The sequence below is a fragment of the Micromonospora sp. NBC_01796 genome, from assembly GCF_035917455.1.
GTDB lineage: Bacteria > Actinomycetota > Actinomycetes > Mycobacteriales > Micromonosporaceae > Micromonospora_G.
In genome coordinates this window covers 5,199,653-5,218,350 of the sequence record NZ_CP109078.1, presented here as the reverse complement: position 1 = coordinate 5,218,350, position 18,698 = coordinate 5,199,653, and the positions used below count along the sequence as shown (strand labels likewise).

Annotated in this window: 15 protein-coding genes; 2 read left to right on the top strand and 13 right to left on the bottom strand. The window is 72.3% G+C overall.

Annotated features, from left to right (window positions below; all coding sequences use genetic code 11):
• Window positions 1–10: 10 nt before the first annotated feature.
• Genes hisH through hisD form a run of 5 tightly spaced genes read right to left on the bottom strand, consistent with a single transcriptional unit; the run spans window position 11 to window position 3,810 of the window.
• Window positions 11–631, bottom strand: coding sequence for an imidazole glycerol phosphate synthase subunit HisH (gene hisH, locus OIE47_RS24100; RefSeq protein ID WP_326556791.1), 621 nt, complete (start codon window positions 629–631; stop codon window positions 11–13).
• On the bottom strand, window positions 631–789 hold the full coding sequence (locus OIE47_RS24095; RefSeq protein ID WP_326556790.1) for a hypothetical protein: 159 nt from the start codon (window positions 787–789) through the stop codon (window positions 631–633). Before OIE47_RS24095 ends, hisH begins: the two co-directional genes overlap by 1 nt.
• Window positions 789–1,400, bottom strand: a complete 612-nt coding sequence (hisB, locus tag OIE47_RS24090) for an imidazoleglycerol-phosphate dehydratase HisB (protein WP_326556789.1) — start codon at window positions 1,398–1,400, stop codon at window positions 789–791. The genes OIE47_RS24095 and hisB overlap by 1 nt, the downstream gene beginning before the upstream one ends.
• A complete protein-coding gene (locus OIE47_RS24085) occupies window positions 1,397–2,479 on the bottom strand; it encodes a histidinol-phosphate transaminase (protein ID WP_326556788.1) in 1,083 nt (360 codons plus the stop codon). Before OIE47_RS24085 ends, hisB begins: the two co-directional genes overlap by 4 nt.
• Complete coding sequence (gene hisD, locus OIE47_RS24080; protein ID WP_326556787.1) at window positions 2,476–3,810, bottom strand: histidinol dehydrogenase; 1,335 nt, start codon at window positions 3,808–3,810, stop codon at window positions 2,476–2,478. Before hisD ends, OIE47_RS24085 begins: the two co-directional genes overlap by 4 nt.
• Window positions 3,811–3,954: 144 nt before the next feature.
• Between hisD and OIE47_RS24075 the strand changes: the two genes are divergently transcribed.
• The gene (locus tag OIE47_RS24075; RefSeq protein ID WP_326556786.1) at window positions 3,955–4,659 is read left to right on the top strand and encodes an LON peptidase substrate-binding domain-containing protein; all 705 of its coding nucleotides are present in this window, start codon (window positions 3,955–3,957) and stop codon (window positions 4,657–4,659) included.
• Here the strand turns inward: OIE47_RS24075 and OIE47_RS24070 are convergent.
• Complete coding sequence (locus OIE47_RS24070) at window positions 4,574–5,425, bottom strand: DUF2567 domain-containing protein (RefSeq protein WP_442792185.1); 852 nt, start codon at window positions 5,423–5,425, stop codon at window positions 4,574–4,576. The two genes, OIE47_RS24075 and OIE47_RS24070, sit on opposite strands and share 86 nt — an antisense overlap.
• A gap of 325 nt (window positions 5,426–5,750) precedes the next feature.
• Window positions 5,751–9,284, bottom strand: coding sequence for a DNA polymerase III subunit alpha (gene dnaE, locus OIE47_RS24065; protein WP_326556784.1), 3,534 nt, complete (start codon window positions 9,282–9,284; stop codon window positions 5,751–5,753).
• Between the two features lie 267 nt (window positions 9,285–9,551).
• Here dnaE and OIE47_RS24060 point away from each other — a divergent pair, with 267 nt between their 5' ends.
• Window positions 9,552–11,345 (top strand): hypothetical protein, encoded by a 1,794-nt coding sequence (locus OIE47_RS24060; protein ID WP_326556783.1) that lies wholly within the window; start codon window positions 9,552–9,554, stop codon window positions 11,343–11,345.
• A gap of 19 nt (window positions 11,346–11,364) precedes the next feature.
• Here the strand turns inward: OIE47_RS24060 and OIE47_RS24055 are convergent, their stop codons facing one another.
• The 6 genes from OIE47_RS24055 to OIE47_RS24030 all read right to left on the bottom strand — a co-directional run bounded on the left by OIE47_RS24055 (window position 11,365) and on the right by OIE47_RS24030 (window position 18,676).
• Window positions 11,365–12,876, bottom strand: coding sequence for an AAA family ATPase (locus tag OIE47_RS24055; RefSeq protein WP_326563224.1), 1,512 nt, complete (start codon window positions 12,874–12,876; stop codon window positions 11,365–11,367).
• Between the two features lie 528 nt (window positions 12,877–13,404).
• The gene (locus OIE47_RS24050; protein ID WP_326556782.1) at window positions 13,405–14,484 is read right to left on the bottom strand and encodes a hypothetical protein; all 1,080 of its coding nucleotides are present in this window, start codon (window positions 14,482–14,484) and stop codon (window positions 13,405–13,407) included.
• 48 nt (window positions 14,485–14,532) lie between these two features.
• Window positions 14,533–15,495: an RluA family pseudouridine synthase gene (locus tag OIE47_RS24045; protein WP_326556781.1), complete on the bottom strand. Its 963-nt coding sequence runs from the start codon at window positions 15,493–15,495 to the stop codon at window positions 14,533–14,535.
• On the bottom strand, window positions 15,492–16,157 hold the full coding sequence (gene lspA / locus OIE47_RS24040) for a signal peptidase II (RefSeq protein ID WP_326556780.1): 666 nt from the start codon (window positions 16,155–16,157) through the stop codon (window positions 15,492–15,494). Before lspA ends, OIE47_RS24045 begins: the two co-directional genes overlap by 4 nt.
• Window positions 16,158–16,261: 104 nt before the next feature.
• Window positions 16,262–16,684, bottom strand: a complete 423-nt coding sequence (locus OIE47_RS24035; RefSeq protein ID WP_326556779.1) for a TraR/DksA family transcriptional regulator — start codon at window positions 16,682–16,684, stop codon at window positions 16,262–16,264.
• A 489-nt stretch (window positions 16,685–17,173) separates the two neighbouring features.
• Window positions 17,174–18,676 (bottom strand): potassium/proton antiporter, encoded by a 1,503-nt coding sequence (locus OIE47_RS24030; protein WP_326556778.1) that lies wholly within the window; start codon window positions 18,674–18,676, stop codon window positions 17,174–17,176.
• Window positions 18,677–18,698 lie beyond the last annotated feature (22 nt).

Below are 18,698 nucleotides of genomic sequence, written 5' to 3'. Positions count from 1 at the left end.
CCCATCCCGCTCACAGCGTCCCCAGCCAGTTGCGGAGCAGGAGCGCCCCGGTGTCGGCGGACTTCTCCGGGTGGAACTGGGCGGCGGAGAGCACACCCCGCTCCACCCCGGCGACAAACCGCCCGCCGTGGGTCGCGGTGGTCACCCGCGCCCCCGCCCCGGCCAGTACGTCCCGGTCGGCGGCGGCGTACGAGTGCACGAAGTAGAACCGGGCGTCGTCGGGCAGCCCGGCGAAGAGAACCGAACCGGCGGCCGGGTCGACCGTGTTCCAACCCATGTGCGGCACCCGCTGGGCGGCCAGCCGGGTCACCCCGCCGGGCAGCAGGCCCAGCCCCTTGCTGACCACCCCGTGCTCCTCCCCGTACTCGAAGAGGATCTGCATCCCGACGCAGATGCCGAGGACGGGACGGCCGGCGCCGACCCGCTCGGCGATCACCGGGCCGGCACCGAGCGCCTCGATCCCCGCCATGCAGGCCGCGTACGCCCCCACCCCCGGCACCACCAGGCCGTCGGCGGCTGCGGCGGCGTCCAGGTCGGCGGTGACCGTCACGTCCGCACCGGCCCGGACCAGGGCGCGCTGCGCGGACCGGAGGTTGCCCGAGCCGTAGTCGAGCACCACCACGGCGGGCATCAGGAGTCCCCGGGCAGCAGCCAGAGCACACCACCGGCGGTGGCCAGCAGCGCGAGCAGGCCGACGAACCAGATCACGCCGACCGAGGCCCCCTGCCGGTGCAGCGACCAGACCCCGCCGATCAGGACACCGGCCAGGACGAACAGCACCGGTGCCACTACAGCGCGCCCTTCGTGCTGGGGATCAGCCCGGCGTTGCGCGCCTCGACCGTGACCGCCTCGCGCAGCGCCCGGGAAACCGCCTTGAACTGGGCCTCGACCACGTGGTGCGCGTCCGGGTGGCCGCCGTCGCGGGCCGCCCGGAGCACCGACACGTGCAGGGTCATCCTGGCCGACTGGCCGAACGACTCCCAGATGTGCCGGGTCAGGCTGGTCGGGTAGACCGGCCCGATGTACGGCGCCAGTGCCGGCTCGTCGTGCACCACGTACGGCCGACCGGAGAGGTCGACCGCGGCCCGGACCAGCACCTCGTCCATCGGGATGGTGGCCGACCCGTACCGCCGGATGCCGGCCTTGTCGCCGAGCGCCCGGTCGAACGCGGTGCCGAGCGCCAGGGCGGTGTCCTCGACCGTGTGGTGCGCGTCGATCTCCAGGTCACCCACGGTCTGTACGGTCAGGTCGAAGCCGCCGTGCCGGGCGATCTGGTGCAGCATGTGGTCGTAGAAACCGACCCCGGTGCTGATCTCGGCCTGGCCGGTGCCGTCGAGATCGATCTCGACCAGGACCTTGGTCTCGTTGGTGGTCCGCTCGACCCGGGCGGTTCTGCTCACAGCGACTCCAGCACGATCGACAACTCGGTCAGAAAGGCGTCCGTCTCGGCCGGGGTACCGGCGGTGACCCGCAGCCAGCCGGGCAGGCCGACATCGCGGACCAGCACCCCCCGGTCGACCAGGGCACGCCACACCACGCCCTGGTCCCCGCCGACCTCGAACAGGACGAAGTTGGCATCACTCTCGGCCACCCGCAGACCCCGCTCTCGCAGGGTGTCGACGATCCGGTCCCGCTGCACCTTGATCGCGTCCACGGTCGCCAGCAGGGCGTCCCGGTGCGCCAACGCGGCCCGGGCGGCGGCCTGGGTGAGCGCCGAGAGGTGGTACGGCAACCGGACGAGTTGCACCGCGTCGACCACCGCCGGGTCGGCGGCCAGGTAACCGAGCCGCCCACCGGCGAAGCCGAACGCCTTGCTCATGGTCCGGGTAACCACCAGCCGGGGGTGGCCGGGCAGCAGGGTCAGCGCGGTCGGCGTACCGGGGCGGGCGAACTCCGCGTACGCCTCGTCCACGACCACCATGCCGGGCGCGACGGCGAGGACGGCGGTGACCACGGCCGGGTCGAGTGCGGTTCCGGTCGGGTTGTTCGGGGAGCAGAGCAGGACCAGGTCCGGGCGGTGCGCCTCGACCTGGGCGACCGCGTCGGCGGCGGTCAGCCCGAACTCCCCGTCGCGCCGCCCGTCCACCCAGGTGGTCCCGGTGCCGAGCGCCAGCAGCGGGTGCATCGAGTACGCCGGGGTGAAACCCAGCGCGGTCCGCCCCGGCCCGCCGAACGCCTGGAGCAACTGCTGCTGGATCTCGTTGGAGCCGTTCGCCGCCCACAGGTTGGCCGTACCGAGCCCGTGACCCAGGTAGTCGGCCAGGTCGGCGCGCAGCGCCAGGGCGTCCCGGTCCGGGTAGCGGTTCAGGTCGGCCAGCTCCGCGTGCAGCGCCTTGCCGATCGCGTCCACCACGGTCTCCGGCACCGGGTACGAGTTCTCGTTGGTGTTGAGGCGTACCGGGACCTCCAGCTGCGGTGCCCCGTACGGGGACCGGCCGCGCAGGTCCGGCCGCAGCGGCAGGTCGTCCAGGGAGGTCACGACGGCCGCCCCAGCCGCTCGTCCGGGAACCGGGCCGACACCGCCTGCCCGTGCGCGGGCAGGTCCTCCACCTCGGCCAGGGTCACCACGTACGGGGCGACGTCGCGCAGGGCGGTCTCGTCGTACTCGATGATGTGGATGCCGCGCAGGAAGGACTGGACCGACAGCCCGGAGGAGTGCCGGGCGCAGCCGCCGGTGGGCAGCACGTGGTTGGACCCGGCGCAGTAGTCACCGAGCGACACCGGCGCGTACGGGCCGACGAAGATCGCCCCGGCGTTGCGTACCCGCATCGCCCACTGCCGGGCGTCGACGGTCTGGACCTCCAGGTGCTCGGCCGCGTACGCGTCGACCACCCGCAGCCCCGCCTCGAGGTCGTCGACCAGGACCACCCCGCTCTGCTCACCGGAGAGGGCGACGGTGATCCGCTCGACGTGCTTGGTCGCGGCGAGCTGACGGGTCAGCTCCTCCTCGACCGCGTCGGCGAGCGCCACCGAGGGCGTGACCAGCACGCTCGCCGCCAGCGGGTCGTGCTCGGCCTGGCTGATCAGGTCGGCCGCGACGTGGCGTGCGTCGGCGGTCTCGTCGGCCAGTACGGCGATCTCGGTCGGACCGGCCTCGGCGTCGATCCCGACCACGCCGCGCAGCAGCCGCTTCGCGGCGGTGACCCAGATGTTGCCCGGACCGGTGATCATGTCGACCGGCGCGCACCGGGTGGCACCGCTGGCGTCGGTGTCCGCGCCGTAGCCGAGCATCGCGATCGCCTGCGCACCACCGACGGCGTAGACCTCGTCGACGCCGAGCAGGGCACACGCGGCCAGCACCCGGTCGTCGGGCAGCCCGCCGTTGTCCCGCTGCGGCGGGCTCGCCACCACCAGCGACCGGACCCCGGCCGCCTGTGCGGGCACCACGTTCATGACCACGGTCGACGGGTACATGGCCAGGCCACCGGGGACGTAGAGACCGACCCGGTCGACCGGGACCCAGCGCTCGGTGACCGTGCCGCCCGGCACCACCTCGGTGCTGGTGTCCGTACGCCGTTGCTCGTCGTGGACCCGGCGGGCCCGCTTGATGCTCTCGTTCAGCGCGGCCCGTACGGCAGGGTCGAGCGCCCGCTCGGCGGCGGCGATCGCCTCGGCCGGCACCCGGAGCTGGTCGAGCTGTACGCCGTCGAATCGATGGGTGGCCTCCCGGATCGCGGTGAACCCGTCCGTGTGCACCGCCTCGACGATGGGGCGGATCTGCTCCGCCGCGACCGAGACGTCGAGCTGGGCACGGGGCAGCAGCCCCCGGGGGTCACGCGCGCTACCGCGCAGGTCGATCCGATTCAGCACGCCCACGAGTCTAGGCGGCGCCGTGCCCGGGGCTCCGGGCACGCCCAGCGGGCGGGACGGTGACCCCGGCCACCACCGCCTGCGGGACGACTTCTTCGAACTCGGCGGCGACCCGTACGCGGCAAAAGCGGCTAGGCTCGACCGGTGCACGCACGGCTGCCGGTCTTCCCGCTCGGGACGGTGCTCTTCCCGGGTCTGGTCCTCCCGCTGCACATCTTCGAGGAACGCTACCGGGAACTGGTCCGGCACCTGATCGGGTTGCCCGACGGCACCCCCCGCGAGTTCGGCGTGGTCGCCATCCGCAGCGGTTGGGAGACCCAGCCGGCGCCCGGCCAGGTCGGCCCGGCCACGCCCGCCGAGGCCGTCACCCTGCACGAGATCGGCTGTACGGCCGAGGTGCGGCAGGTCACCGAGCTGTCCGACGGCCGGTTCGACCTGGTGACGGTGGGGCGGCGGCGGTTCCGGATCAGCGAGGTCGACGAGGGGGCCGCGCCGTACCTGACCGCCGAGGTGGAGTGGCTGCCGGAGCCGGCGGGGCAGGAGGAGGCGGCCGACCTGCTGGCCCCCCGGGTGCTCGCGGTGTTCCGGCAGTACCTGGGGCTGATCCGGGCCGACCCGGAGGAGATCACCGAGCAGTTGCCGGACGACCCGACGGTGCTCTCGCACCTGGTGGCGGCGACCGCCGCGCTCACCGTGGCGGACCGGCAGCGGCTGCTCGCCACCCCGGACACCGCCGAACGGCTCCGCGCGGAGTTGCGGCTGCTCAGTCGCGAGGCGGCTCTGCTGCGCCAGGTGCGGGCGGTTCCGGTGCCGCTGGCGGAACTGGCAGTGCCGCCGAGTCCCAACTGAGGCCGACCGGTTCGGGTTCGGCACCGAGCCCCGCGTAACGGGACCAACCGGCCAGCATGGTGTACATCACCACGCTGCCGAACGCCGGCAACAGCAGGTCGCCCCGGAGCACGGGGACGAAGCCGAACAGCCACTCGAACCGACCGGCCCGCAGGTCCGGGGGCTTGCCGAAGCTCGTACCGGCCGCTGCCGTCTCCAGCATCCGCTGGTACTCGCCGAGCCCGATGTGCCGGCCCACCTGCCAGGCGACCACGGCCGCACCGATCGAACCGAGGGCGGCCACCACCATGCCCACCGGTCCCCGGTAACGGCGCAGGACCCACCACACCACGAGCGCCGCGAGCAGCCCGAAGACCAGGCCGAAGAGGCTGAACCACCCGTCGGCGGCAACGAACTCCTCCGGCTGGGGCTGGGCGAGCACCGCCCCGCCGTCGGCCTGGATCACCGGCACCGAGGGCGCGACCGCCCGCCAGGCGAGGCCGAGCGGGGCGCCGAGCAGGGTCAGCACCAGGACGGTCGCCACCGCCACGGTCAGGGTCCGCAGCGGCGCCCGTGGGCGGGCCGGAGCCGGCTGGTCGTACACCAGGGGGTAGCCGTTGACCGGCGGACCCGGCGGCTCGGGCGCGGACCCGACGGGCCGCGGCGCCTGTTCCGGTACGCCGCCCGGTGCCCCACCAGCGTCCGTGGCCGGGTCACCGGCGTCCGTGGCCGGCCCGGCGGCGGTACGGGGATCGGCCGGGTCGGGGCCGTCCTGGGCGGCCGTCACGGGTCGCCGGTTCTCGTCCCGGGCGACGCTGGGGTCGTCCGCGGGATGCTGGTCATCGGGCTTTGCCGGGCTCACTCCGTGATCCTCTCAGGCCCACCACCCACGTCGGGCGGCGGATCCGTGGACTGCCCGATCCGCGCGCCCAGCGGCTGCCCGTGGGTCGACAACCGCATCCGAACCGCCGCAGCGCCCACCGGATCGGCCCCCCGCACCCGCCTGTGCGTCCGCCGGCTGGCCGCGAACGGCCGCGCAGCCGGGGCGCCCGGCCCACGCACGGCCGCGACCGTGGGCGTCCGGCCCACGCACGGCCCCGTGGCTGCCCGAGTCAGCCCGCGACCGCGCTCGGGCCGAGCAGTGCCTTGAGGTCGGCCATCAGCGCGGTGCTCGGGGCCACCCGCATCCGGCCGAGCCGCAGCAGCGTGCCCCGGGAGCCGTTGACCAGCCTGACGTGCACCTCGGCCGAACCGGGATGGCTGGTCAGCACCTCGCGCAGCCGCTCGACCAGCGGCGGGGTGCACCGCGACGGGGGCAACGCCAGGACCACCGGCTTGATCTCGTCGGCGGCGGTGATCTCCGGCATCGACATGTCCATCGCCATCAGCCGGGGCTGGTCGTCGCGGCGGTCCACCCGCCCCTTGACCACCACGATCGCGTCCTCGGCGATGTACTGCCCGACCACCTCGTACGTGTTCGGGAAGAACAGCACCTCGACCGCGCCGCCGAGGTCCTCCAGGGTGGCCGAGGCCCAGGCCCGGCCCTGCTTGGTGATCCGGCGTTGCACCCCGGAGAGGATGCCGGCGAGGTTGATGATCTGCCCGTCGGAGACGTTGCCCTCCTCGGCCAGGGAGGCGATCGACATGTCCGCCGCGGCGGCGAGTACGTGCTCGACCCCGAAGAGCGGATGGTCGGAGACGTACAGGCCGAGCATCTCCCGTTCGAAGGTGAGCAGGTCGGTCTTGTCCCACTCGTTGGTCGGGATCTGCGGCGTTACCGAGATGCCAGCGGCCACTGGGTTGTCGTCGCCGAAAACCGTGCCGAATAGATCGAATTGACCCGTCGATTCTTTTCGCTTCAGGTCGAGGAAGGAGTCGATCGCGTCGGTGTGCACCGCGAGCAGGCCCCGGCGGGTGTGCCCGAGCGAGTCGAACGCCCCCGCCTTGATCAGCGACTCGATGGTCTTCTTGTTGCAGGCGACCGCGTCGACCTTGCGCAGGTAGTCGTAGAAGTCGGTGAACCGGCCCTTCTCCCTGCGGGAGCGGCGGATCGACTCGACCACGTTGGTGCCGACGTTGCGTACGGCGGCGAGGCCGAACCGGATGTCCTCGCCGACCGCGGCGAACCGGGCGTTGGACTCGTTCACGTCCGGCGGCAGGACCTTGATCCCCATCCGCCGGCACTCGGCCAGGTAGACGGCGGACTTGTCCTTGTCGTCACCGACGGAGGTGAGCAGCGCGCCCATGTACTCGGCCGGGTAGTTCGCCTTCAGGTACGCCGTCCAGTACGACACCACCCCGTACGCGGCGCTGTGCGCCTTGTTGAAGGCGTAGTCGGAGAACGGGACCAGGATGTCCCAGAGGGTCTTGATCGCCTCGTCGGAGTAGCCGTTGTCCTTCATGCCGGCGGCGAACGGCTTGAACTCCTTGTCGAGGATCTCCTTCTTCTTCTTGCCCATCGCCCGGCGGAGCAGGTCCGCGGCGCCGAGCGAGTAACCCGCCACCTTCTGCGCGATCGCCATGACCTGCTCCTGGTAGACGATCAGCCCGTAGGTGTCGCCCAGGATCTCGGACAGGGACTCGGCCAGCTCGGGGTGGATCGGCACCACCGGCTTGCGCTTGTTCTTCCGGTCGGCGTACTCGTTGTGGGCGTTGGCGCCCATCGGGCCGGGCCGGTAGAGCGCGCCGACGGCGGAGATGTCCTCGAAGTTGTCCGGGGCCATGGACCGCAGCAGGGCCCGCATCGGGCCGCCGTCGAACTGGAACACGCCCAGGGTGTCACCGCGCCCGAGCAGGGCGTACGTCGCCTTGTCGTCCAGCGGCAGGTCTTCCAGGACCAGGTCGATGCCCCGGTTGTCTTTGATCGACTCCAGGCAGTCGTCCATGATCGTCAGGTTGCGCAGGCCGAGGAAGTCCATCTTCAGCAGGCCGATGGTCTCGCACGCACCCATGTCCCACTGGGTGATGATCGAGCCGTCCTGCTCCCGCTTGTGGATCGGCAGCACGTCGACCAGCGGGTCACGGGACAGGATCACCCCGGCCGCGTGCACACCCCACTGGCGCTTGAGCCCCTCCAGCCCCTTGGCGGTGTCGACGATCTTCGCCACTTCGCCGTCGGAGTCGTACAGCGCCCGGAACTCGGCCGCCTCCTGGTAACGCGGGTGGGCCTTGTCGAAGATGCCGCCGAGCGGGATGTCCTTGCCCATCACCGCCGGGGGCATCGCCTTGGTGATCCGGTCGCCGACCGCGAACGGGTAACCGAGCACCCGGGCCGCGTCCTTGATCGCCGCCTTCGCCTTGATCGTGCCGTACGTGATGATCTGCGCGACCCGGGCCTCGCCGTACTTCTCCGTGGCGTACCGGATCATGTCACCGCGCCGACGCTCGTCGAAGTCCATGTCGATGTCGGGCATCGAGATGCGGTCCGGGTTCAGGAACCGCTCGAAGAGCAGGCCGTGCACCATCGGGTCCAACTCGGTGATCCCCAGCGCGTACGCGATCAGCGCGCCGGCGGCCGAACCACGGCCCGGACCGACCCGGATCCGCTCCCGCTTGGCGTACGCGATCAGGTCGGCGGTGACCAGGAAGTAGCCGGGGAAGCCCATCTTCAGAATCACGCCGAGTTCGTACTCGGCCTGGCGCAGCCGGTCCTCGGGCACCCCGCCCGGGAACCGCCGCTGGAGCCCGCGCATGACCTCCTTGCGCAGGAAGGTCTCCTCGGTCTCGCCGTCCGGCACCGGGAACTGCGGCATCAGGTTCCGGGAGGCGAACACCTCCTTGTAGTCACCGATCTTCTCGGCGATCTCCAGGGTGTTGTCGCAGGCGCCCGGCACCTCGGCGTCCCACATCGCGCGCATCTCGGCCGGCGACTTCAGGTAGAAGTCACGGGCGTCGAACTTGAACCGCTTCGGGTCGGCCATCGTCGACCCGGACTGCACGCAGAGCAGCACCTCGTGCGCGTCGGCGTCGGCGGCGTGGGTGTAGTGCAGGTCGTTGGTGGCGATCGGCTTCAGGTTGAGGGTCTTGCCGAGCCGGATCAGGTCCTTGCGGATCCGGGTCTCGATGTTCAACCCGTGGTCCATCAACTCCAGGTAGAAGTTGTCCGCGCCGAAGATGTCACGGAACTCCGCCGCCGACTCGCACGCCTTCTCGAAGTTCCCGATCCGCAACCAGGTCTGGATCTCACCCGACGGGCACCCGGTGGTCGCGATGATGCCCTTGCCGTACTGGTTGAGCAGTTCCCGGTCGGCGCGCGGCTTGTAGAAGTAACCCTCCAGGCTCGACCGGGAGGCGAGGGCGAACAGGTTGCGCAGCCCGTCCGCGTGCTGGGCCAGCAGGGTCATGTGGGTGTAGGCGCCACCACCGGAGACGTCGTTCTCGCCACCGTCGGCCCACCGCACCCTGGTCCGGTCCCGCCGGTCGGTGCCGGGCGTCAGGTACGCCTCCAGGCCCACGATCGGTTTCACCCCGGCCGCGGTCGCCTGCTTGTGGAAGTCGTACGCCCCGTACAGGTTGCCGTGGTCGGTCATGGCGAGCGCGGGCATGCCGAGCCGGTTGGTCTCGGCGAAGAGTTCCTTGAGCCGGGCCGCCCCGTCGAGCATCGAATACTCGGTGTGCGTGTGCAGGTGCACGAACGAGTCAGACACCGGGACCCCCTTCACCTCAGCGTCAGCACAGCAGGGACCACCCGGGGCACCAGCTGTGGCCGGTCCGGGGGTCGCCAGACCGAGAAGCCTAGTCGCCTCGCGCGGTGCCCGGCACCGGTGACACGGGCCCCTTGAGAAGAGACACATCCGGCTTCCGTCGGCCGCGCCGCCTTGACCTCCACCGCACTCGCCACCGACTGCGATACCGTCTCCAACCAGCCGTAGCAGTCCGTCAGGAAGCCGTAGCGTTGCGTCGAAGGGGCAGGGATGACAACCCACGACAGCTCGGTCGTGCCCAACCCGCGGCAGGAGGTCGTGGCCCCACCGGAGCAGACCGGAACGGTCCGTACGGACCATCCGGAGACCCGCACCACGGCGACCTCGGCCACCGGGCCGGGCGACACCGGCGGCACCGGCATCGCCGCCGCCGGATCCCGCCGGCTCCCCTGGTACGCGATCGAGGCGGTCGCCAGCGTCGGCACCGCCGTGGCGTTCCTGGCCTGGAGCCGCACCGTCGACGTCGACCCGCTCGACCGCAAGGGGCAGGTCAGCGGTCTGGCCGCGCTCCAGTTCCGGTTCGCGGTGGTGGCCATCGTGCTGGTCACCGCCCTGGTCCTGGCCCACCGGCTGCTCGACCCGGCACGGCGGGGCCGGGCGGTCACCGTCGGCTGCGCGGTCATCGCCGGACTGACCACCGGGCTGGTGGCCGGGGGCATCGACGTCGCGTTGCGCGGCACCGAGTGGGGACTGTGGGCCGGCGGCGGCGACTACGCCTGGATCCTCGACTGGATCGGCCGGATGACGCGGGGCGAGACCGTGCCGAACCACTACCCGCCGGCCATCTTCTGGCTGATCCGGGGCTGGGCGAAGGTGAGCGACCAGTCCCACGCCTTCGCCATCAAGGAGATCCAGCTCGTCGGCACCGCCCTGTTCGGCCCGGCCGCCTACCTCGCCTGGCGGCTGGTCCTGCGCCCGGTCTGGGCACTGGGCATCGGCGTGGTCGCGATGCTGCCGTTCATCGAGCCGGTCAAGCCGTACCCGCAGATCACCCTGGTCATGCTGATCCCGGTCCTGGTCCGCTACCTGCAGACGGTCCGCCGGACCGCCGGGCTCGACCTGCGGCGTACGGCCGGACTCGGCCTGGCCTACGGCACCGGCCTGGGCCTGCTCTTCCTGCTCTACTCCGGCTGGTTCGTCTGGTGCGCCGCCGGGGTGGCCGCCGCGTTCCTGCTCCTGGCACCGTGGCGACGGGCCTGGGCGAAGGTCCTGCTGCTCGCCACCTCGACACTCGCCGCCCTGCTGGTGGTCTCCTGGGTGCACCTGCGGGGACTGCTCGCCGGCACCGGCGGGACCGCCGACAACTACTTCTACTTCGACACCGACACCGAGCCCGCGTACGTCGCGATGTGGCGCAACGACCGACCGGCCGACGCCGGACCGGCCTGGCCACCGCTGGGTGAACTCGGTGGGGTGGGGCTGTTCACCATCGGGCTCGTCGTCGGGCTCGGGCTCGCGCTCTGGTTCGGCTGGCGCCGGACCGTGGTGGTCACGGTCGGGCTCTGCGCGGTCAGCGCCTGGCTGCTGCGGATGTGGCTGGCCAGCGAGCAGTGGGAGACCCTGACCGTACGCCTCTATCCACGTACGACCATGGTGCTGCTCTACTGCCTGCTGATCCTCACCGGCTTCGGGCTGTTGTTCGGGCTCACCGCCCTGCGCGAACGGCTGGCCGCCCGCCCGGATCCCGCGGCCACACCTCGCACCGGCGTCCCGTTCGGGATCATCTGCATCCCGTTGCTGCTGCTGCTCGCCTCGGCCGGTTCCGCGATGACGGACCAGTACATGCCGGACAGCCGGCGCAACAGCACCGGTTACTTCGCCTGGATCGCCCACACCAAGTGGTACCCGCACGGCGGGACCTGCTCGGCGTACGGCCGCCTGCACGACTGCGGGAGATCCGACCGGTCCACCTCACCCGCCGCCGGCACACCGGCCCCGACCAGCCCCACGCCCGTACCGGCCGACGCCTCCCAGCCGGCTCCGGCGCCGTCCGGTACCGGGTGACGGCCGGGCGAACCGGGACTCAGCGGGCGAACGGCTCGATCATGACCGAGGCCGCCTTCAGCCAGGCCTGCCGGGTGTCGTGCTGGAGGTTGCCGTACTCGATCGACGAACCGCTCTCCAGCGCCGGGTCGTACGGGACCACGACCACCGCGCGGGTACGCGTGGCGAAGTGCCGTTCCAGGTCGGCCTGCAACGGCGACCGGCCCGGTGTGGGGCAGGAGACCAGGGTGACCGCGTTGTCGGCCAGTTCACCCATGCCCACCTCGTGCAGCAGGTCGAGCATCCAGTCGGCCGCGAACGCCGCGTCCTCGCGGGGCACGGTGGTGACCACCAACTGGTCGGCGGCCTGGATCACCGTCTGCCAGTTGACGCTCTCCACGTTGTTGCCGGTGTCGACGCAGATCACGTCCTGGGTACGCCGCAGCAGGTCGAGCACCCGCCGTACGGTCTGCTGGTCCAGTCGGGACGCGAACCGGGGGCTCTCCTCGCCCGCCAGCACGTTGTACGACCCGTCCGAGGCGTGCCGCAGGTAGTCGTCGAGCCGCCCGGTCAGGTCCGTACCGGTGCGCAGTTCGACCTCGGCCAGGTCGGTGATCAGGTGCCGGATGGTACGGGCGTGCCGGGCGCTGCCGGCGCGCAACCCGAGGGTGCCGCGCAGCTCGTTGTCGTCCCAGGCGAGCACCCCCCGGCCCCGCACACTGCCCACGGTGGCGGCGGCGAGCACCGTCGCGGTGGTCTTGTGCACCCCGCCCTTCGGGTTGGCGAAGGCGAGCACCCTGGGGGTGCCGAGGTCGCGTCGCAGCACGCTGACCGCGCGGTCGACCTCGGCGTCCGGTGCGCCCTCCCGCCACTCGACCCGGCCGGGGGCGCCGTAGGAGTTGCCGTTCGCGGGTGCCGCGGCGCCCCGGACGGCGGCACCACCGCGTACCGGTGCGACCCGGGCCGCCGCCGAGACCGGTGCGGGTGCCACCGGGTCCGGCACCGGCGGCACGACCGGGGTGATGATGGGCGGCGCGATGATCGGGGGCGGTCCGGCCGTCGGGCCGGCGGTCGGCAGCGGAACCGCGGTCGGTACCGAGGCCGCGCCGACCGAACCGGACCGGGCCGGGGCATAACCGGGATCGACCCGGCCGTACGCGGTGGGATCGGCCCGGCCGTGGTCCGGCTCGGGGCGACCGTAGGCGGGAGCGTCCGGGCGACCGTGGTCCGGCTCGGGGCGGCCGTAGGCGGCCGGTTCCGCGCGACCGTATCCCGGTTCCGCCCGGCCGTAACCGGCCGCGTCGGGCCGGCCGTACTCCGGCTCGGTGCGACCGTAGGTGGGAGCCTCCGGGCGGCCGTAGCCGGCGGGGTCCGCCCGACCGTAGTCAGGCTCGGGGCGGGCGTAACCGGCGGCGTCCGGGCGGGCGTAGCCCGGCTCGGCCCGGCCGTAACCGGCCGCGTCGGGGCGGCCGTACTCCGGCTCGGGGCGACCGTAGGCGGTCGGCTCGGCCCGGCCGTAGCCCGGCTCCGCCCGGCCGTAGTCGGTCTCCATCGGGGTCCGGCGGTACTCGGACTCCAGGGCCGCGTAGCGGGACTCACCGGGCTGCGCCGGCTCCTGCCGGTAGCCGTTGTCGAGGACGGAGTAGCGGGACTCACCCGGATCCGGTCCGTAACCCGGACCGGCCGGGTTCACCGGCTCCGGACGGTAACCGACGTCGGCGGGATGGCCGACATCCGACCAGTCCTGCTGCCCACCACCGGATCGGGGGCCGCCGAGGTCCGCGGACGCGCCGGCGGCCCGAAGGTCCTCCACCCAGCGGTCTTCCGGTTCGGGTTGTTCAGCGGAGCGGCTACCGCCGCCAAGCCGCGCTCGGTCCAGCAACGCGCGCCAACGCGGTGCTGGTTCCGCCGGCCGGCTCCAGCCGGTCTCGGTGCCGTCCACGGCTTGCCCTCCCAGCGCCCTCGGTGCCCCGCCTGACAAGGCTATGAGGCAAACCCTATTAAGGCCACACCGGAGGGCCGACACCAGTGTCCGGTTCGCCAGACAATGCGTTGACCCCGCGGGTGCGACCGTCGCCGCTCAGCGAGCCGCCACCAGTCCACCTTCCGTGGGCTCCACCAGGTAATCGTCGACCAGACTCGGGGGCGCCGACGGGACCGGTGACGACGGTTCCACCGAGACGACCGGGGTCGTCGGAGAAATCGACGGCGGACCGGCGGTCGGTTCGAACGTCGTCGGACTCACACTCGGCGGCGGCGGGGCCTGCGTCGGCGGGACCGGCGACCCGGTGGCGGGGTCCGGGGCCGGGCCGGTGCTCGGCCCGGCGGTCGCCGAGGGGACGGGCAGCCCGGCATCGGCCGGTGGGTGGGCCACGTCGAGCTGGTCGGGCAGCGGCGGGGTGAACACCGCCCGGTCGAGGCGGCGTACCTCCGGCGCCGGGTCGACCGCCCGTACCCCGGGCCGGTCCGCGATCCGGTCCAGCGCCGCCGGTGCGGCCCGGACGATGGCCGCGTAGACACACGAACAGAGCTCGTTGTACGCGGTCGCCTCGTCGAGTGCGACCTGCGCCCCGGTGTCGTACAGCCGGCGCAGTTCCGGGTCGCCGTCGGCGGGCAGCCCGGCGGCGCGCTCCCGGTAGTCGGCGGCCTCCCGGTCCTTGCGCTCGGCGACCTTCCGCATCCCGGCGAGCACGTCGTCCGGGATCCGCATGGCCGGGATGCGGACGAGTTCCGTCTGGGTCTGCGGCAGCGGCACCCGGGCGAAGACCTCCGAGACGGACACGTCCGAGATGATCGGGGTCAGCCGGTCCGGTGCCAGGTACGCCGCGAAGGTGACCAGCGCGTACGTCTGCCCGCCCGGACCCGTCGGCGGTGTGTTGACCAGCGCCTTCAACTCGGTCCGGCTGGACTCGACGTAACCGGGGATCGACTCCCCCTCGATCACCCCGACCCGGGTCACCTCGCCGACCGTCGGGTCACCACCGACCTGCCCCCGGTCCGCCGCCCAGACCGCGGTGACCAGTACGGCGACCGAGGAGAGCAGGGCTGCGGTGGTGAGCACCCGCATCCGCAGCGGCCCCTGGCCGAGCCGGGCCAGGCTCCGGGCGAGCGGTGGGAGCAGGCGTCGATCCAACTGACGCAGCAGGTCGCCGGCACGCACGGTCGGCACTCCCCCTTGTCGGACGGTCGATGGTGGTCGCTTCGACGCTCAGTCGCGCAGTACGGCGAGCGCCTTCTTCAGATCGTCAGGGTAGTCGCTGACGAAGCGAACCTCTTCGGCCGTACGGGGGTGGAGAAAACTGAGCTCTCGGGCATGCAGCCACTGCCGATCCAGTCCGAGTCTGGCGGAAAGCGTCGGATCCGCGCCGTACGTCAGGTCACCCACGCAGGGGTGACGCAGGGCGGACAGGTGCACCCGGATCTGGTGCGTACGCCCGGTCTCCAGCCGTACGTCGAGCAGGCTCGCCGCCGGGAACGCCTCGAGCGTGTCGTAGTGGGTGATGCTCGGCTTGCCATCTGCCATCACCGCCCACCGCCAGTCGTGGGTGGGGTGCCGGTCGATCGGCGCGTCCACGGTGCCGCGCAGCGGGTCGAGGTGTCCCTGGACCACCGCGTGGTAGCGCTTCTCCACCTCGCGCACCTTGAAGGCCCGCTTGAGGGCGCTGTACGCCTGCTCGCTCTTGGCCACCACCATCACGCCGGTGGTGCCCACGTCGAGCCGGTGCACCACGCCCTGCCGTTCGGCGGCACCGCTGGTGGCGATGGTGTGGCCGATGCCGGCCAGGCCGCCGATCACCGTCGGTCCGGTCCAGCCGGGGCTGGGGTGGGCGGCGACGCCGACCGGCTTGTCCACCACGACGATGTCGTCGTCGGCGTAGATCACCCGGAGGCCGTCCACCGACTGCGGGACGACCTGCGGGGGAACCGGTGGCGCCGGCAGGGTCACCTCCAGCCAGGAACCCGCGCTGACCTTGTCGGACTTGGGGCGGGGGGTGCCGTCGACCAGCGCGTCACCGCCTTCGACGAGGGTGGCGGCGGCGGTCCGGGAGAGCCCGAACAGGCGGGCGACGGCCTGGTCCAGGCGCATCCCGTCGAGTCCGTCGGGCACCGGCAGCGACCGCTGGTCGCCGACCGCGCGGGCCGGTCCCGATCCGTACGTGGAGGAGGTCATCGCACATCCCGATCTCGACTGCCCGGTTCGGCGTCCGGGTTGTCCGGTGCCGTCCGGGTCTCGGTGGAGGCGTCCCGGTCGGTCCCGTCGTCGGCGCCGGCCGAGCGGTTCCGGACCCGGGTGCCGTCCCGCTGCCGGCCGGTGAGTTCGAGCAGGATCGCCAGGATCACGCCGCTGACCAGGGCGCTGTCAGCGAGGTTGAAGATCGGCCAGGTCTGCCCGTACGGGTCGAAGAGGCTGACCATGTCGACCACGTGCCCGAGGAACGGGCCGGGTGCCCGGAAGATCCGGTCGGTGAAGTTGCCCAGCGCACCGGCGAGCACCAGGCCCAGGGAGATGGCCCAGGGCAGCGAACGCAGCCGGGTCGCCATCCAGCTGATCCAGCCCACCACCGCGACGGTGACCAGCGGGAAGACCCAGGTGTACTCGGAGCCGAGACCGAACGCGGCGCCACTGTTGCGGATCAGGGTGAGGTAGACCGCGCCGCCGAACAGCCGTACCGGCTCGCTGGGGGTCAGGGCCGACAGGGCCCACTGCTTGGTGCCGAGGTCGGCGAGGAGGACCAGGACCGCGGTCGCCACGAGGATAGTGATCGCCCGCCGTCGGCCCACACCCACCTTCGGTACGGCGGTGTCGGGCCCGGCGGGGCGTACTGCGGTCATCTGCTCCCCATCGACGTTCAGCGGGACTGCCTCTCACCTTTCGGCGACGCGGTCCCGTCGGCCCGGCGCGGGCGGGGTTGCGCCCGCCGCGCCGAGCCGGTCGCTCAGCGTCGCTCTTCCAACTGCTTGCACGAGACACACAGGGTGGCGGACGGGAACGCGGCGAGCCGCTCCACCGGGATCGGGTTGCCGCACTTCTCGCACCAGCCGTAGCCGCCCTCGTCGAGCCGCTCCAGCGCCCGTTCCACCTGCGTGATCCGCTCCAGGATGCTGTTGGCGAGAGAGATCTCCTGCTCCCGCTCGAACGTCTTGGTCCCGGTGTCGGCCTGGTCGTCCCCGGCCGAGTCGGTCAGCCGGTCGCGCTGCAGCTCGGTAATCTCGCTCAGGGTCTGATCGTACTCGGCGCGCAAGTCGTCACGCCGGGCTGCCAGGGCGGCCCGGATCTTCTCCGTCTCCGCGGGGCTGCGGGTGGCCTTCTCCGCCGACTTGCGTCCCGCTGCGGTCTTGGTGTCAGCTGGCTTCGCCATCGTCGCTCCCTCGGCCGCGTTCCCCGCGGCGATCGGCGGTGCCTGGACTCGTCTGTTCCGCGACCCGGAGGTGGGATCCGGCCGCGCCGTTCGGGGCCGTCGCGCCGTTCTCCGACGGCCTCGGTGCCCGTCTGGCCGCCGCCCATTTCGCCAGGGTCGCCGGACTGGGCGGTGTGACCGGTGTTACCGCCGGCGGAGGTCCGTCGGCGGCCGGAGCCGTCCGCGGTGTCTCCGCTGCCGTTGTGTTCGCCGACTGTTCGGCGCCGGAATCCACCGGCGACGAGCCGGAATCCGGGGCCGCCCCGCCCGCGGTTTGCGCCCGCTCGGCCATAGCGTCCCCCAGTTGCAAAACGGGCGCGCGGCGGGCCGCCGCGCACTCCGGAGGTTGGCAAGAATACGGAACGTACAGACGTCCGACAACACGCCGCACCGATGTCACGCATTTCAGCCCGGAGTAATCCCTAATCCGGGCAAAAAGAACCTAGCAGATCATGTGTCACGATCGTCCCCGCTTTCGCCGAACCAGCGGGCCAGTCGCCCGCGTCGGCTGACCGCCCGCAGCCGGCTCTCGGCGGCGTCCCGGACCTGCTCGGTGGCGACCACGAGCAGGCTGTCGCCGACCTTCAACCGGGTGTCCGGAGCCGGTACGAACCCGCTCCCCTCGCGCAGCACCAGGGTCACCGAGGCGCCGACCGGGAGCCGGAGTTCGTCGATGTGCACCCCGGCGAGTCGGGAACCCGACGGGATCTCCAACTGCAGCAGGTCCGCGCCCATCCGCTCCAGCGGGGCCGTCTCCACCCGCAGTTCGGACACCTCCGCCGGGGCGACCACCCCGAGCCAGCGAGCCACCGGGGCGAGCGTCGAGGTCTGCACCACCGTGAAGATCACCACCAGTACGAACACCGCGTCGAAGAGCCGGTCGGCGCCGGGCATCCGTTCGGAGAGCGGGATCGTCGCCAGCACGATCGGCACCGCCCCGCGCAGCCCGGCCCAGGACAGGAAGACCTGGTCGCGCAGCTTCGTACCGAACGGTGAGGCGGAGACCGCGACCGACAGCGGCCGGGCCACGAAGACCAGGGCCACCCCGGCGACCACGGCCGGCAGCAGCGCGTTGCCCAGGCGGCCGGGTGAGACGAGCAGCCCGAGCAGGACGAACAGCCCGATCTGGGCCAGCCAGGCGAGCCCGTCGGCGAATCCCAGGATCGACTGGCGGTGCGGGAGGCGGGCGTTGCCCAGCACCACGCCCGCGACGTACACGGCGATGAAGCCGGAGGCGTGCAGGACGGTGCCGGCCCCGTACGCGAGCACGGTCAGTCCGACCGCGGCGATCGGGTAGAGACCGGAGGACGGCAGCGCGGCCCGGCGCAGCGTCCACCGCCCGCCGATGCCGACCAGGAAGCCGATCGCCGAGCCGATGACCAGTTCGTAGACGACCAGGAGCACCTCCCACCACCACGGGTGGGCGCCGAGGGCCGGGGTGGCGAGCAGGATGACCAGCAGCACCACCGGGGCGTCGTTCATGCCCGACTCGGCCTCGAGGGTGGCGACCATCCGGGGCGGCAACCGGAGCCGGCGCAGGGTGGCGAAGATCGCGGCCGCGTCGGTGGAGGAGAGCACCGCCCCGTAGAGCAGGGCGAGCCGCCAGTCGAGCCCGAGCAGGAGGTGCACCGCCACCCCGACCACGGCGATGCTGACCACCACCCCGACGGTGGAGAGCAGTACGGACACCCCGAGCACCGGTCGCAACATGCTCCACCGGGCGGTCAACCCGCCCTCGGCGATGATCACGATCAGCGCGCAGAAGCCGAGGACGCGGGTCAGTTCGGCGTCGTCGAACCGGATGCCGAGTCCGGACTCGCCGATCGCCACGCCGATGGCCAGGTAGACCAGGAGGCTGGGCACACCGAGCCGGGTCGAGAGCCGGACCGCGCCGACGGCGATCAGCAGCACCGCCGCTCCGACCAGGAGGGCGACATCGAGGCCGTGCGTCATGCGCGCCCCGCGCGGACGGTCC